Consider the following 14,580-nt stretch of genomic DNA (forward strand, 5'->3'; position numbering starts at 1 on the left):
GATCCCCCCTTAGTCCCCCCTTTAATCCCCCCTTAATAAGGGGGGTGTCTGACAACTTTTAACGCCTACCTACTTAGATCGCCATGAAACACACATTATCCGTATTAGTTGAAGATGAAGCGGGAGTCTTAACCCGTATTGCTGGATTATTCGCCCGTCGGGGCTTTAATATTGAAAGTCTGGCCGTGGGTCCTGCCGAACAGATGGGAGTTTCTCGGATTACGATGGTAGTACCAGGAGACGAGGACAGCATCGAACAGTTAACCAAACAACTTTACAAATTAATTAACGTCCTCAAGGTGCAGGATATCACCCAAACCCCTTGCGTGGAAAGGGAATTAATGCTAATTAAAGTTAATGCTACCGCCGAGCGCCGAGCAGAAGTGATCGAATTAGCGCAGGTATTCCGGGCCAGGATTGTGGATATTTCTGAGGAAACCCTGACCATCGAAGTGGTGGGGGATCCGGGTAAAATGGTGGCGATTATGCAAATGCTGAATAAATTTGGCGTTCGCGAGGTGGCCCGTACCGGTAAAATTGCTCTGATTCGCGAGTCGGGAGTCAATACGGAATACCTGAAAGCTTTAGAGGCTAAAATGTCAATTTAGGGATGTTGGGTATGAACTCCCCTATACCTTCTAAACAGGATTTAGTATGACTCCTGACTCCTGATGGCTGATGGCTGATGGCTAAAAAGCTGATAACTGATAAAAACTATGTCTAACCAGTCGCCGAAAACCCAAATTAGTCAAATTGTCACCGTTGCCGTGCAGAAATTGCAAGGAAAGGTGAATTTTCAGGCGGTAAATCTCAAAAAAGGGGCGAGAGTTCCTGAATTACGCCTTAAAAACGAGAATGGCAGTGGGGAAAGCAAATATCCCCTTATCGGCGATCGCTATTTGTTAGGCCGCAGTTCCAGTTCCTGTGATATTACTATCCGTAATACCGTGGTCAGTCAGATTCATTGTTCCCTGCAGCGTGACCCGAAAAATCCCCATAATTTCCTGCTCACAGATGAAAACTCCACTAACGGGGTTTATATGGGTAAACGTCGTCTGAAAAGCGTTTCCCTGCGTCATGGTGATATCTTTACCCTGGCCCCTCCAGACTTAGCCAATTGTGTCACCATCTCCTATTACTGTCCCCCTCCTCTGTGGGTGCGACTTTTGCGCTATGGTTTCTATGGTGCGGGTGGTATTTTCGGTTTATTAGTTTTAGCGGTTATCTGGGAAAGTCGCAAAGTTAATGTTTATCCACTCCCTTCCGGGGTGAGAGGTCCGGTGGTCGTCTATGCTAGGGATGGTCAAACTCCCCTCAATCCCATTCGACAGGAAACTCACCAAGAATTAGATAATCTGGGGGATTTTTCACCCTATTTGCCCAAGGCGGTTGTCGCTTCCGAAGATAGTCGTTTTTACTGGCATTTTGGCGTTGATCCTTTGGGGATTGTCCGGGCTGTTATGATTAATTGGCAAGGTCGGGGCATTCGTCAAGGGGCCAGTACCCTGACTCAACAGTTGGCCCGTAGTTTATTCCCCGAAGTCGGTCGCCAAAATACTGCCGATCGCAAACTCCGGGAGGCTGTGGTCGCTTTACAATTAGAAGCGGTGTATAGTAAGGATACAATTCTCAAAACCTATCTCAATCGAGTTTATCTCGGTCTGGCCGGTTACGGTTTTGAAGATGCGGCCCGCTTTTATTTTGATAAATCCGCTAGAGATTTAGATATCTCCGAGGCTGCCACCCTTGTGGCTATGTTACCCGCCCCGAATTTATTTAATCCTATTCAAGATTATGACACTTCCGTACAATTACGCAATCGTGTCATCGATCGCATGGCCCAATTAGGCATGATTTCCCCAGAAGCGGCCGCCAGCGCTCGCAGATCCCGCATTGAAATCAGTCCCCAAGCCAAAAAATCCCTATCTAGTACGATTGCACCATATTTTTATAGTTACGTTTTCGAGGAATTACAGGACCTTTTAGGGGAAGAAGTGGCTAAAGAGGGCAATTTTATTGTTGAAACCAGTTTAGACCGCCGGCTGCAAGCGATCGCAGAAAAAAGCTTAAAAAATAATGTCTTAAACCAAGGACCCCGCTATCGTTACTCCCAAGGGGCTTTAGTTACTTTAAACAGTCAAACCGGGGAAATTCTCGCTTTAGTCGGGGGAGTTGATTATCAAAAAAGCCAATTTAACCGCGCTATCCAAGCTAAACGTCAACCCGGTTCCACTTTTAAGGTATTTGCTTATGCTGCCGCCCTAGAAAAGGGAATATCGCCCTATAAAATCTATACCTGCGCGGGACTCTCTTGGCAAGGACAGGCCTATTCTCCCTGTGAACGCAGTAGCGGGGGGGTCAATATGTTTCAAGGTTTAGCGCAATCGGAAAATAGCGTCGCCCTTCGCATTGCTCGCGAGGCAGGATTAAGTAATGTGGTCAATGTGGCGGAACGTTTGGGGGTGAAATCACCTTTAAATCCTGTACCGGGGCTAATTTTAGGGCAAAGCGAGGTAAATGTCTTAGAAATGACCGGCGCTTATGGGGTTTTTGACCACGGTGGGCGCTGGAATCGTCCCCACGCTATTAAACGCATTCTCGACGCTTCCGACTGTGAAAATGTGGAGGATTTGAGTACCTGTCGGGTTATTTATGACTATGGCGAGGATAGCGAGAGAAATCAGCAGGTAATCTCCCCTAAAACGGCCGAAACGATGAATAGCCTCTTGCGGGGGGTGATAACTAATGGTACGGGAGGTGCTGCTAGTGTTGGCATGGGAGAAGCGGGTAAAACGGGAACTACTAATAATTATGTGGACCTCTGGTTTATCGGTTATCTTCCCCGTCGCGACTGGGTGACAGGTATTTGGTTAGGGAATGATAACAATTCTCCCACTTCCGGCAGTAGTCAACAGGCAGCGAAGTTATGGGGCGATTATCACCGTCAGTTAATCACCACAGAAAACTAAGGGACTTGCGCTTTGATAATGTACCTTTTGGGCGAACGCAGTTCGCCCCTACATTGTGGACAAAATCCGTTACTGTAGGGGCGCAAAGCTTGCGCCCTCCGATCGATTGGGAGCTCAGACCCATTTTAACCGTCTATCCTTAAGATTAGTGGAATCCCCCCAACCCCCCCGACATCGGGGGGTCTTGCCTCTTGCCTCATCTCAACTAACAATTTAAATGGTTCACAGTAATAAGGGTGTCTTAGCCCTAGCTAATACACCCAGTATCTGTGTATTCAAATAAGGAAATTAAATGAAGGCGAAGTTAGCAGCAGTTAAACCAATAAGCGTGTTAGTAGTTGTTGCAATGAGGGTGTTGGGCGTCGACCAGTTACTGTCAGTGTCATACAAGAACTGCCTTGTATCGGTGGCGTAGGCAAAACGAATGTTAGATTTATTTGCCATTAAGCCCGTGATAGCGGTTGAAGTATCGACGACGATGCTGTTAGCAGCATTGGCAGCGACTGCCGCTGTACTAACAACTGCCGCACCTGGTACTGGAGCGCCTGTGTAAGCACTAGAGGTAATTGCAAAGACGTCGGGTCCATTAATAGAGGCAGAGACAGAAAAGGATGTTATTGAGTCACTGTCTTGATTGGTAAATACAAAGGTATCGTTGCCAGCTGCACCAATTAGGGTATCGGTCCCTGCGCCACCAATTAGGGTATCGTTGCCAGTTCCACCAACTAGGCTATCGTTGCCATTGCCACCAGTTAGGCTATCGGCGCCAGCGTTACCAACTAGGGTATCGGCACCAGTTCCACCGATTAGGGTATCGGCTTGGCCGCCGCCGGTCAGGGTGACAGCAGTGGCATTTCCGCTATTGGTGAGCGTCCATCCCGATGTAACAGTCGCTAAATTAACGTTGATGTTAAAGCCGCTCGCCGTGACCGATGCAGTGCCTGATTTGCTGGTCGATGCAGTGGCGGTCCAGGCTGCTGCCGCCGTGGCATTCGCCGTGGCGCCAGCGGCGACAATCAGGATGTCGACGCCGTTTCCAAGATCGGAAATGGTGTCAGTGCCGGCGGCGACGTTGAAGGTATCGACTCCAGCACCACCAGTTAGGCTATCGTTGCCATTGCCACCAACTAGGGTATCGGCACCAGTTCCACCAATGAGAGTGTCTGCGTTAGCGGAGCCAGTCAGGGTGACAGCAGTGGCATTTCCGCTATTGGTGAGCGTCCATCCCGATGTACCAGTCGCTGAAGCAACGTTGATGTTAAAGCCGCTCGCCGTGACCGATGCAGTGCCTGAGTTGCTGGTCGATGCAGTGGCGGTCCAGGCTGCTACCGCCGTGGCATTCGCCGTGGCACCAGCGGCGACAAGCAGGATGTCGACACCGTTTCCAAGATCGGAAATGGTGTCGGTGCCGGCGGCGACGTTGAAGGTATCGACTCCCGCGCCACCAGTTAGGCTATCGTTTCCCCCTCCACCAGTTAGGCTATCGTTTCCCCCTCCACCAGTTAGGCTATCGTTTCCCCCTCCACCACTTAGGGTATCGGCTCCTGCGCCACCGGTGAGAGTATCGTCGAAGTCACTACCTGTGATGAAATAGGAATCGGCGGCGAGGAGTTTCCATATCCCATTTTGTTCCGTACCCGACGCTTTCGTGTTAACAATACCGCCGCTTAGTTGATAAGTGCCGGCAGACCCACCTCTAACAAAGGTAAGGCTATCTGCTGGCAGGGAAAATAACTGAGAAAAGCCTCCACCGTACTGGGAAAGGGTTGCGCTATCAGCAGGGCCCAAGTTGGTTATTCTCCACGCTGTAGTAACGTTGTCGGATAAAAGGCCCTGGGGAGTGAGATTATCGGGGGTAATGGTAATGCCTGGTCCTGATATAGAAATGGGGCTATTAGTATAGATGTCCAGCAAATCACGAACAAAACTATCCATAGCACCACTGAAATTAACAGGAGAGGTGAAGTTAGCGAATGATATAGTTACAGTTGGCATGATTTTTCCTTTGAATGATTTGTTTGAATCTGAAGAGTTTGACAGTCCCTCCGACCATTATATACTAAGAAAAAAAATGCAACCCCATTCTCTCGATTTGTCTCCGCAAATTATTGCTAATGTTCGTTATTTTACATTTGGTCAAGTTTTTATCAATTTTGCGTGACATAAATCACACCAGAAATTAAAGTTAATGTCACCGATAGCCAAAAAGCGAACTGAGCAATTAAATTATATTCAGAAGGCAAGGGAGCAATTAAGAGAGCGATAGCGATAATCTGGCTGACTGTTTTGCTTTTTCCCCACCAATTAGCCCCTTTTATGTCGCTATTTCCCGTTAAATTGGGATTAATGCGCCAACCAGCGATCGCTAATTCGCGAGCGAGAATCAAAAATACTCCCCAAGCAGCAATTAAATCCATTTCAATCAGAGCTAAGAGGGGAGCGAGAACCAGCAATTTATCGACCAAAGGATCGAGAAATTTACCTAATTCGGTGATTTGATTGAATTTTCGCGCTAGATAACCATCGAGCCAATCGGTGCTGGCAGCAATCAGAAAGATAATTAAACTTAACCAGCGATCGATTTCTGTGCCTTGATGCAACCAGTATAAAATTAATGGTAGTCCCAAGAGTCGCGATAGGGTAATCGAGTTGGGTAGGTTCATTTTTCAGTGATCAGTAAACATTAAACAGTGATCAGTGACCAGTAAATAGTGATCAGTAAACAGTACACAGTAAACAGGTATAAAGATAAAGATAACTAACTAACTAATTAACTTAAAACTTACATCTGATAACTTACATCTGATAACTGATAACTGATAACTGATATTTAGCTGGCTAATTTGAGATCGAAATTACTTTGTTTATTGCCTAATTGTCTGAGCCAACGATAATTATAAGTTAAAGCACCCCAGAAGGTGGGATAAACGGCATAATTAACGCCAAATTCTTGGCAAACTTCCGCTAAAATTGGGGCAATTTTGGGGTAGTGAATATGGCAAATTTGCGGGAACAGATGGTGGACTACTTGATAATTTAATCCCCCTAAATACCAATTTAAAAAAGCATTTTGGGGGGCAAAATCCACGGTAGTTCGCACTTGAAAAATTGCCCATTCGTCTTCGATTTGGTTGGTTTCCGAGGGTTGAATAAATTCGGCGGGTTCCAAAACGTGAGCTAACATAAATACATGACAGGCAAGCACCCCATAGGTCATAAAAGTAATGAGAAAACCGATCGCTATTTCTAGGGGACTATAACCAACTAAGAGAGGAATGCCAATAAACCAAAAGAGATAAACAACTTTTCCGCTCAATAAAACGAATAGATCGATCGGTTTAGGATTGGGAATTTTAATCTCGCCAAAACGATGACCAAAGAGGATAGAGCGCACATCGGAGAATGACCAATAGATAGGGATTATAGCGTAGATAATCGGGATAAATAAATGTTGATAACGATGGTACCATTTATGCTCGGCATGGGGAGTCATTCGCACCACACCATCGCCGTGAATTTCCACATCGTACCCTAAAACATTGGTGTAGGTATGATGGAGATAATTATGACGAAAACGCCAGAGATAACTGGAAGTACCGATGATATAATCGTAGCTCATGCCCATGAGAGAATTAACCCATTTTTTACTAGAATAGCTGCCATGGTTAGCATCATGACCAATGCTAAAACCAATCCCTGCTAATCCTCCTCCTAAAACCATGCAACCGATAATTTTTAGCCACCAGATATCCGGACCAAAAAGCACAAACAGCCAAGCGGCAATTACCCAAGTGAAAATCGTGATCGTCTTCAGGTACATGGCAAAATTATCTCTGGTGGGGATGCCGTTTTCGGTAAAATAAGCATCAACCCGTTTATTCAATTCCTTTCTAAAACCCTGATTTTCAGTAAAAGTTACTCGCATTCCTAATTTTTGTCCTAGAAGTTGATATGACGGCTATTTGTGGCAGCTCAGAGTGAATTTATGAGTCTTGTACTGGTTTGCTAAGGCTGTCTCACTATAACTGATAATTTCTCATCAGTCCCTGTCCCTCATCTATTGTCAGAGAAAGAGGTGCGCTTGGCAAGGCAATCGCTCAATTTGTTTGCTACTCTTGCAGAAAATCCTCGGTTTTTACCTAATCAGATATCAGATACCTGTAGCCGGTGATAGAAATGAGCGTTAGGTACTTTTATACTACTATTAAAGCGATTGAAGGCGATCGAGTTTTCTGGTGCGAAGTGCCACAATTAAGAAAATCGATCAATGCGATCGCTCGAAGCGTGGCCGATGATGAAGCGGTATATCTTTATCTGTGGCAATGGTTACAGAATGAGCCTAATAACCAATTAGTCAAGTCTCATTGGATGGTTTTTTTACAATATCGCTCCTCTATGGTAACTCAAAGGGTCTATAAAAATGTTGGCCATCGGATCGATGCTGATTATGAAACCCTATTCTACTATTTGCTGAATTTGCTTTCTACGGCAATCATTAATAATCCTAGCAATTTTTACGGTAATTTTCAGGATCAAAAGACCAAACCAGGATTTTTTCGCTTAATCTTGGGAAAATGGACAGATAAAAAATTGAGAAATACTCTCTATAATTTCCTGCGAGGAGAGTATAAAACTATCGGCAGGACTAATCTCGGTATAGTCAGTCTTTTTAGTGCAAATAAAATTCAAAAAGTTTTACGAACATCGGGTATCTTTAACGAGAATCATCTGCTAATATTTAACTGTTTTCGAGAGGTAAAAAAAGCTTCTCTTAGATCATTGGATAAGTGGCAAGAGGAGGATTGGCAACAAGTAATCGATCGCTTGCAGCAGTTACAACCGCAAGTTATTCTCACCGTTGAGGAAGTGCAAGCAAAACTCAATCAAATAGGGGAGATAATGCGTAATCATATCGATCCTTCTTACTCTAGATTTGAGCTTAATAATTATGACGATAATAGCAATTACTTTTGGGAAAATCTCCCCGGTCAGAAGCCAAGTAAAGATTTACTCCAACAGCAAGAAATCCAGGAAGATATTAATAAGTTATTAATCACTCTTGAGGATGAAGTTAAACAGATTGCATATTGTTACTATCATCAAAAGATGACGCAAGCACAGATCGCTAATCGATTGGGAGTTCATTCATCTACTATTAGTCGAGAAATAACCCAATTATGTAAAAAAATTTATCAGCTACTCTGTGCAAGGGAAGGCAAAGATTGCCCTATTTTGTTAAATGAGATTCAATTAGAATCTCGGCAAAAACAAGAGATCGATGCTTATCTAAAATATTTTTGTCAGTCCTACTTAACTCAAATCTAATCTGTTAGGAGATACCATGAAAGTCAACCTCGATATTTTGCAACAAATTAACCCGAAATCCCTTTGGCTAACTTTTTCGGAAACAGAGATTAAACAAGCTCGATCGATTCTCAGTCAATACTCTAATCAAACCGCCAAAAATCAGGCTTTGATTAATTACTTGGTGCAAATATGCTTAAGCAATTGGCTGAAAGATAATCTTGATTGTTCCATTCAAATAATACCCGAAAACCATCAGTATCTTTGGGAGTTTATTAACGGGTTTACTTGGCAAATTCAAGATAAAAAAGTGACTACTATTCCCAGTCAAGCGATTGACATTGAGGGATTGACAATAGAGCAAGAATGGGTTGATATTCCCGATTTAGCGGCAGATTTTTATCTAGGGGTGCAGGTAGATTTAGCAGAAAAATTTCTCAATATCTGGGGTTTTATATCCAGAAAAGATGTTAAAAATCTCGCAGAATACGATTCAATTTACCATCAATATTATTTGGACAGTGAGCAAATTATTGATGATTTAGATATTCTTTGGCAGAGTTGTTTAGAGGGAGAGAGTGAACAAGGAAAACTCGAATCTTTAGCAAACTTATCGCCAGCAACAGCAGAAAATTTAATTAAAAAGTTAGGTCAAGTTTCACCCTATTCTCCGAGATTAGATGTTAGTTTTCAGCAATGGTTAGCTTTGTTGAATAATCAACAATGGCGAGAAAAACTTTATCAGCAGCGTTTAGAGGTAATCCCCACAAAACTGGGTCAATGGTTGCAGGGAATTATTACAGAGAAATGGCAGGAAATCCTCAGCACTATCGACAATTATCGTCCAATTAATCCGGGTTTTTTGTTGGCTGCTGAAAAAGTCAGCAGCCGAGAATCTCCAGCAGATATTCAGCGAGAAATTAGACAACTGTATGCTAGTCAAAAAGAGGTGGAATTTTCGGAACATTTAACCCCAGAGGAAGCTTTAGCAAAACTACAACATCAAACCCAAGATGACACTATTCGCTGGCAAGCGGCCGAATATCTCTGGAATATTGATCCTCATTATCCCAATGCTGCTATCCGCAAAATGCTCGATGTGGGTAGTCAATTAATGGGTTATAAAATCGCTTTAATGGTGGGAGTTTTATCGACCAGTCACCAGAGAATTGCTGTCTTAATTCGTGCCTATGCCATGGACAATTTTGCCAAGCTACCCCCCGGTTTATCTTTGCAAATTAGCGATGAAATAGGCCAATTAATCCCCAGTTTAGAAGCAATAGCAAGGGAGAAACCCCTAGATAGCTATCTGCAACTTTATTTTCTAGCTGATGCCGACGATCGCTTTAATGTTAACCTAAGTTTAGGGGATAGTAGCATTACCGAGCAGTTTAGTATTTAATAGAGATAGCAGAAAATGTCAAGGGTAAAGACATGAGCAGAGTTGTGATTTTGAAAATTGGTGATGGCAGTTTTGAAACGGGATTTTCCGTCACTCTAGAAATTCGTGACAATCATCTCTTGATAGCACCTTTTGCCGAGGGTACATTAGTCCCTAACCTTGACATTGCTGACGCTTTGCAAAATTATCGTCGAGCTTATTATCATTGGGTAGCAAGTCAACCCAGTTTAGGAATTACCGTTCCTCATAGTATGATCACCCATGCAGCGGTAGGTGATCCTAGAGAAAACCTCAGAAAAGCCACTAAAACTTTAAAAGATAGCTTAAATGAATGGCTAAATTCCAGTTCTCTGAGTTCGATACAAAATCATATCTTGTTTCATATAGGTACTGAGTCAGAAGTAAGATTTTTTATCCAAACTACCCACTTTGATTTACAACAAATTCCCTGGGAGTGTTGGAATTTTTTACGGGATTGGTGGAATGATGTGGAAATTGCTCTTACTATCCAGAGAAATCCTCCGATAATTAACCTTACTCCTCCGATTAAGGTTTTAGTAATTTTGGGTAATATTGACATCGAAAACGAGCGTAATTCCCTGTGTTTATCCAGTTTGCAAACGGCACTAGGAAACCCAGATAAGGTTTATATACAAATATTAAGTCCTAGTTCAGAAGTTCCTCTTTCAACGATAAATATTCAGAATGAGTTGATCAAAAATCCATGGGATATTGTAGTTTATTTAGGTCATAGTCAAACCAGTAGCGACGGACACGATGGAGTTTTTATCATTGATAATGATACGGCTTTATCTCCTGAACATAACTTAAGAAATTCCCTAAAAATAGCTGTTAAAAAAGGTTTAAAACTTGTTATCTGTAATTCCTGCGATGGGTTAGGTATTGGTCGTCAGTTGGCTAATATCGGAGTACCCCATATTATTGTTATGAAAGAACCCATCGCCGTGCGGGTTGCTTTGAGATTTCTAGAAGTTTTTCTTCCCAATTTTCTTGAACATAAATCCCTACAAGAATCCTTAACAATCGCTCGACAAGAATTAAGATTACACGAATTTGAGGTGGATGCTGCTAGTTCTTCTTTGCTGCCTCGTTTGATAGAAAATCCTGAAGAACCACCGTTAATTTTACCTTTACCCCCTGAAAATAAGGGAAAAAATCATGAGCCAAGTTGGCCTGTACGTCTATTGCGTCACTGGAAACAAGCTCTGTTATTTATTTTAAGTATTCTGGTAATTTTATCAGTTTTATATTGGGGAGGAGTATTTTCCGATGATGCTAGTAAATACCCAGAAATTAGCTTAGGTGAAGAAATATTATTAAAGACAAACCGACAAGATAACATTATTGAACAGGGAAGACAAGCTTTTAAAAACAAAGAATATAAACAAGCAATTCAGCTTTTTAAACAATCCCTTGATCGCTTGCCCAATAATCCAGAGATTCGCATCTATTATAATAACGCTCGTGCGGCCTATCAAGACAGAAATCCCTTAAAAATTGCCACCAGTGTTCCTCTTGGTAATAATCCAGAAATTGCTCAGGAAATTTTACGAGGTATTGCTTTATTGCAACAGGAGTTAAACGATGAACAGGCCAACAACCCCGATTTTCACTTTCTACAGGTACTGGTCGCTAATGATAATAATAGCCCCGAAGATGCCAAAGATCGAGCCGAAAAATTTGTTAAAGATCCGTCAATCATAGCAGTGGTTGGTCATAATGCTTCTGCTGCTAGTGAAGCGGCCAAAGATATCTATGTACCAGGGAAAATTGTTGCCCTATCTCCCACCAGCTTTTCCCCGAAAATCTCTGGCAATGGCTATATATATAAAATGGTTCCCGATCTGGAAACTTTTGCCACAACCTTAAGTGAATATATCCGCGAACAAACTGACAAGCTAATTATCCAAAACCCCACTAATTTAATTTGTTATGATAATCGCTCTGGGGATAATTATAACTTCGCTAAAAAATATAAAAACATTCTCCTCGGTCAGCACTTTCAAAAAGTCATTAAAGATGCAGATTTTGACTGCAATATCGAGCCAAAAAATAATTTAGATGAACAGGAAATTTATCAAAAAATCGCTCAATATCAAGTAAATATTCTCATGGTTGCTCCCTATGTTAATGATCTGAAAAGAGCCGTCAGTATCTTTAAGCAACGTCCCGCACAACAGTTAAACTTAGTAACTTTAGGTTCACCCACTTTTCAAAGTTATCTCACCCTTGCAGAAGGTGAACAGGGGGTAGAAAATTTAGTTATCACCGTGCCTTGGTATGATCTCACACGAGATAATTATATCCACAGTTTTTGGCAAAATAAGATCAATGTTTGGCGCACTCCCATGGCCTACGATTCGACTAAAGTTATCCTCACCGCTTTGCGAAAGTTATACCAACAAGGACAAAAATTCGATCGAGAATCATTAAATCAAGTTTTAAGAAACGATTTTTCTATTGAAGGAATGACTGGCACTGTTAGATTCGATGAGAATGGTGTCCGCAACATGAATAATAATCCTGATGAGCGCCGCTACTTGATTCTACAGGTCAAAAATGGTCAATTTGTCCCCCTCGCTCCCATTAAATCTGCCGGTCCAGTCTAAACCTTCCTATCCTTGTCAAGACTTTTTACAAAACTTAACCTTATCCACTGCATTAAAGTTGACCATCACTCCTAATTAACAGGTAACACCTCTAGGAGACAAACGGCATGAAATTGTTAAAAAAATTAACCCCAAAAGCCTTGATTTTTTGGCTGATCGGTGATAAGGCAGGAAATTCTCTCGTTGCGATCTGGAATTGGTTGTGGGGTATTCCCATCGAATCCGGCGGCAAAATTGCCGTAGAATCGGCCAGAGAATCCCTAGAATCGATGCAAAAATCCCTAGCGGAATTAACAGAATCGGTGGCGCAAGTAGTAGCAGCCCAGCAATCGGCCCAAGCACAATACGAGGCAAAAAAACAGGAACACACAAACTACTTGCAACAGGCTGTCACCGCTCAAAAAAAAGGTCTTCAAGAAGCGGCAAGACTAGCTATGGTTAAGGTTCTCTCCCTAGAAAAAATTCTATCCGCCATGAAAGATCGGGTCGATAATGCCGAAAAAGTAGTCATTGCTGCTAAGGAAAAACTTCGCCAAGAGCAGGAAAAAATCGAACATTATAAATTAGAAATGAGCAACTTAAAAGCGATTAGTTCCATGAATGAGGCTTTAGGCAAAATAAACGAATTTGATAGTAGTCTCAACCTCAATAACTCCCGCGATCGCTTTGAGGATGCCAATGAAGCGATTAAAGACCGTTATCGAAAAGAAAACGCCTATAGTGAATTAAGCGAGAACTATAGCGAGAAATTAGCTCAAGAAATCGATTTCTTAAGCCTTGATGACGAAATTAACCGCCGTTTAGCCGAATTCAATCAGCAAAGTTAAGGAGTAAAGCAATGACAAAGACTGGCAAAAAAGCGAGCTTACCGCCAATTTTCTATATTTTACTGGGGTTGATCGGTTGGTTTCTTTTTCCTCAAATATTGGCAATATTTGCCCCAAAAGCCGATAATAATCCCCGCATGAGTTACGGCAATCATCTCCTGATCAAAACTAATTCTAACACCACCAAAGAATCAGCGATCGCTGCCATTGCTCAAGGTGATCACCAAGAAGCAGAGCAACTCCTGCAAAAATCCCTCGCTCAACATCCCAACGATCCCGAAAGCGTAATTTATCTAAGCAACCTGCAAACTGGCTCAAATCCCTTCAAAATCGCCGTTATTGTGCCAGCAACAACTAATCCCAACGTCGCTCAGGAAATATTGCGAGGAGTCGCCAGCGCACAAACCCAGATCAATCAACAGGGAGGGATCAACGGCAGAAAACTGATGGTTATCGTGGTTAATGACGATAATCAGCCGCAGATATCGAAAGAGGTAGCCAGTGAATTAGTCAAAAATCCCGATATTATCGCTGTTATCGGTCATAATGCCTCCGATGCCAGTTTAGCCGCCGCTCCCATCTACGAAAAAGGCGGTTTGGTGATGATTTCTCCCACCTCCCTGGCTAATAATCTCTCCGGTGCGGGAAATTATATCTTTCGTCTGGTGGCTTCTAACGGCAAAATTACGGAAACCTTAGCAAATTACATAGTAAATACAGCTAAAGTCCGAAAAATTGCTTTTTGCTACGATTCTCAAGCTCCTGATAATATTTCCTTTAAAGATGAGTTGATGGCTAATGTGGCGAAAAAAGGCGGTCAAATTGTGCCGATTGTCTGCGATCTGAGTGTACCCAATTTTAAGGCCGATCAAGCCCTTAATCAGGCGATTTCTGGGGGTGCTAACGGCCTATTTGTCGTTGCTCATGTTGATCGTCTCGATCCCGTTTTTGAGGTTATTCGCTCCAATCGTCAGCGTTTGCCTCTGTTTAGTAGTCCCACCCTCTACAATATTCGCACCCTCGAAGATGGCGGCAAAAACGCCCAAGGTTTAACCCTTGCCGCACCCTGGCACCCCTCGGTTAACCAGACTTTTGCCAATCTTATGCAGGAACAGTGGCGCGGTCCGGTTAGTTGGCGCACAGCCACCAGTTTTGACGCTACACGGGTGATTATTGCCGGTTTAAGGGAAAATACTCAACGTCAGGGCCTACAGTCCAGGCTGCGCTCCGGGAATTTTCATCAAACAGGGGCCACCGGAAAAATTAGCTTTGATCCTAATACTGGCGATCGCATTGGTCAACCGGTCTTAATTCAAGTGCAATCAACTCCCTCCGGTGAGCAGTTTGTCCCTTTACCTTGAAAAGTCCCCAGTCCACCAAAGTCGGGAGAGTTGCCAACTCTCCCCCCCAAAAAATGAGCAAAAATTACAATTATTTCAATGTTCAAC

10 protein-coding genes are annotated in these 14,580 nt (G+C 42.9%); 7 read left to right on the forward strand and 3 right to left on the reverse strand.

Going from position 1 to position 14,580, the window contains the following annotated elements; genetic code table 11:
* Positions 1-83: 83 nt before the first annotated feature.
* Both ilvN and LW728_RS09790 read left to right on the forward strand, forming a co-directional pair.
* Positions 84-608, forward strand: a complete 525-nt coding sequence (gene ilvN / locus LW728_RS09785) for an acetolactate synthase small subunit (protein WP_002732118.1) — start codon at positions 84-86, stop codon at positions 606-608.
* 108 nt (positions 609-716) lie between these two features.
* Positions 717-2,969: a PBP1A family penicillin-binding protein gene (locus LW728_RS09790; protein ID WP_287766490.1), complete on the forward strand. Its 2,253-nt coding sequence runs from the start codon at positions 717-719 to the stop codon at positions 2,967-2,969.
* 288 nt (positions 2,970-3,257) lie between these two features.
* Here the strand turns inward: LW728_RS09790 and LW728_RS09795 are convergent, their stop codons facing one another.
* The 3 genes from LW728_RS09795 to LW728_RS09805 all read right to left on the reverse strand — a co-directional run bounded on the left by LW728_RS09795 (position 3,258) and on the right by LW728_RS09805 (position 6,894).
* A complete protein-coding gene (locus tag LW728_RS09795) occupies positions 3,258-4,964 on the reverse strand; it encodes a calcium-binding protein (RefSeq protein WP_287766492.1) in 1,707 nt (568 codons plus the stop codon).
* A gap of 152 nt (positions 4,965-5,116) precedes the next feature.
* Positions 5,117-5,632 carry a CDP-diacylglycerol--glycerol-3-phosphate 3-phosphatidyltransferase gene (gene pgsA / locus LW728_RS09800; protein ID WP_287666839.1) on the reverse strand — a complete coding sequence of 172 codons (516 nt, stop codon included), beginning with the start codon at positions 5,630-5,632 and terminating at the stop codon, positions 5,117-5,119.
* Between the two features lie 167 nt (positions 5,633-5,799).
* Positions 5,800-6,894 (reverse strand): fatty acid desaturase family protein, encoded by a 1,095-nt coding sequence (locus LW728_RS09805; protein WP_287766494.1) that lies wholly within the window; start codon positions 6,892-6,894, stop codon positions 5,800-5,802.
* 251 nt (positions 6,895-7,145) lie between these two features.
* Here LW728_RS09805 and LW728_RS09810 point away from each other — a divergent pair, with 251 nt between their 5' ends.
* The 5 genes from LW728_RS09810 (at position 7,146) to LW728_RS09830 (ending at position 14,493) form a co-directional block, all read left to right on the forward strand.
* Positions 7,146-8,294: a helix-turn-helix domain-containing protein gene (locus tag LW728_RS09810; RefSeq protein ID WP_287666845.1), complete on the forward strand. Its 1,149-nt coding sequence runs from the start codon at positions 7,146-7,148 to the stop codon at positions 8,292-8,294.
* 16 nt (positions 8,295-8,310) lie between these two features.
* Positions 8,311-9,675: a DUF1822 family protein gene (locus LW728_RS09815; RefSeq protein WP_287766496.1), complete on the forward strand. Its 1,365-nt coding sequence runs from the start codon at positions 8,311-8,313 to the stop codon at positions 9,673-9,675.
* A 32-nt stretch (positions 9,676-9,707) separates the two neighbouring features.
* Entirely contained in the window at positions 9,708-12,305 is a 2,598-nt protein-coding gene (locus LW728_RS09820) for an ABC transporter substrate-binding protein (protein ID WP_287766498.1), read from the forward strand.
* A gap of 107 nt (positions 12,306-12,412) precedes the next feature.
* On the forward strand, positions 12,413-13,132 hold the full coding sequence (locus LW728_RS09825; protein ID WP_002799891.1) for a PspA/IM30 family protein: 720 nt from the start codon (positions 12,413-12,415) through the stop codon (positions 13,130-13,132).
* Between the two features lie 11 nt (positions 13,133-13,143).
* Positions 13,144-14,493 (forward strand): ABC transporter substrate-binding protein, encoded by a 1,350-nt coding sequence (locus LW728_RS09830; protein ID WP_287766501.1) that lies wholly within the window; start codon positions 13,144-13,146, stop codon positions 14,491-14,493.
* Positions 14,494-14,580: the final 87 nt, after the last annotated feature.

It is taken from the genome of Microcystis sp. 49638_E5 (assembly GCF_021300285.1).
In the GTDB taxonomy this organism is placed as follows: Bacteria; Cyanobacteriota; Cyanobacteriia; order Cyanobacteriales; family Microcystaceae; genus Microcystis; species Microcystis aeruginosa_C.

Bases quoted from the DNA above. Each gene is read 5' to 3' on its own strand.
- LW728_RS09805 (WP_287766494.1), bottom strand. From the start codon at position 6,894: ATGCGAGTAACTTTTACTGAAAATCAGGGTTTTAGAAAGGAATTGAAT.
- LW728_RS09795 (WP_287766492.1), bottom strand. From the start codon at position 4,964: ATGCCAACTGTAACTATATCATTCGCTAACTTCACCTCTCCTGTTAAT.
- ilvN (WP_002732118.1), top strand. From the start codon at position 84: ATGAAACACACATTATCCGTATTAGTTGAAGATGAAGCGGGAGTCTTA.
- LW728_RS09815 (WP_287766496.1), top strand. From the start codon at position 8,311: ATGAAAGTCAACCTCGATATTTTGCAACAAATTAACCCGAAATCCCTT.
- LW728_RS09820 (WP_287766498.1), top strand. From the start codon at position 9,708: ATGAGCAGAGTTGTGATTTTGAAAATTGGTGATGGCAGTTTTGAAACG.
- LW728_RS09830 (WP_287766501.1), top strand. From the start codon at position 13,144: ATGACAAAGACTGGCAAAAAAGCGAGCTTACCGCCAATTTTCTATATT.
- LW728_RS09790 (WP_287766490.1), top strand. From the start codon at position 717: ATGTCTAACCAGTCGCCGAAAACCCAAATTAGTCAAATTGTCACCGTT.
- LW728_RS09810 (WP_287666845.1), top strand. From the start codon at position 7,146: ATGAGCGTTAGGTACTTTTATACTACTATTAAAGCGATTGAAGGCGAT.
- LW728_RS09825 (WP_002799891.1), top strand. From the start codon at position 12,413: ATGAAATTGTTAAAAAAATTAACCCCAAAAGCCTTGATTTTTTGGCTG.
- pgsA (WP_287666839.1), bottom strand. From the start codon at position 5,632: ATGAACCTACCCAACTCGATTACCCTATCGCGACTCTTGGGACTACCA.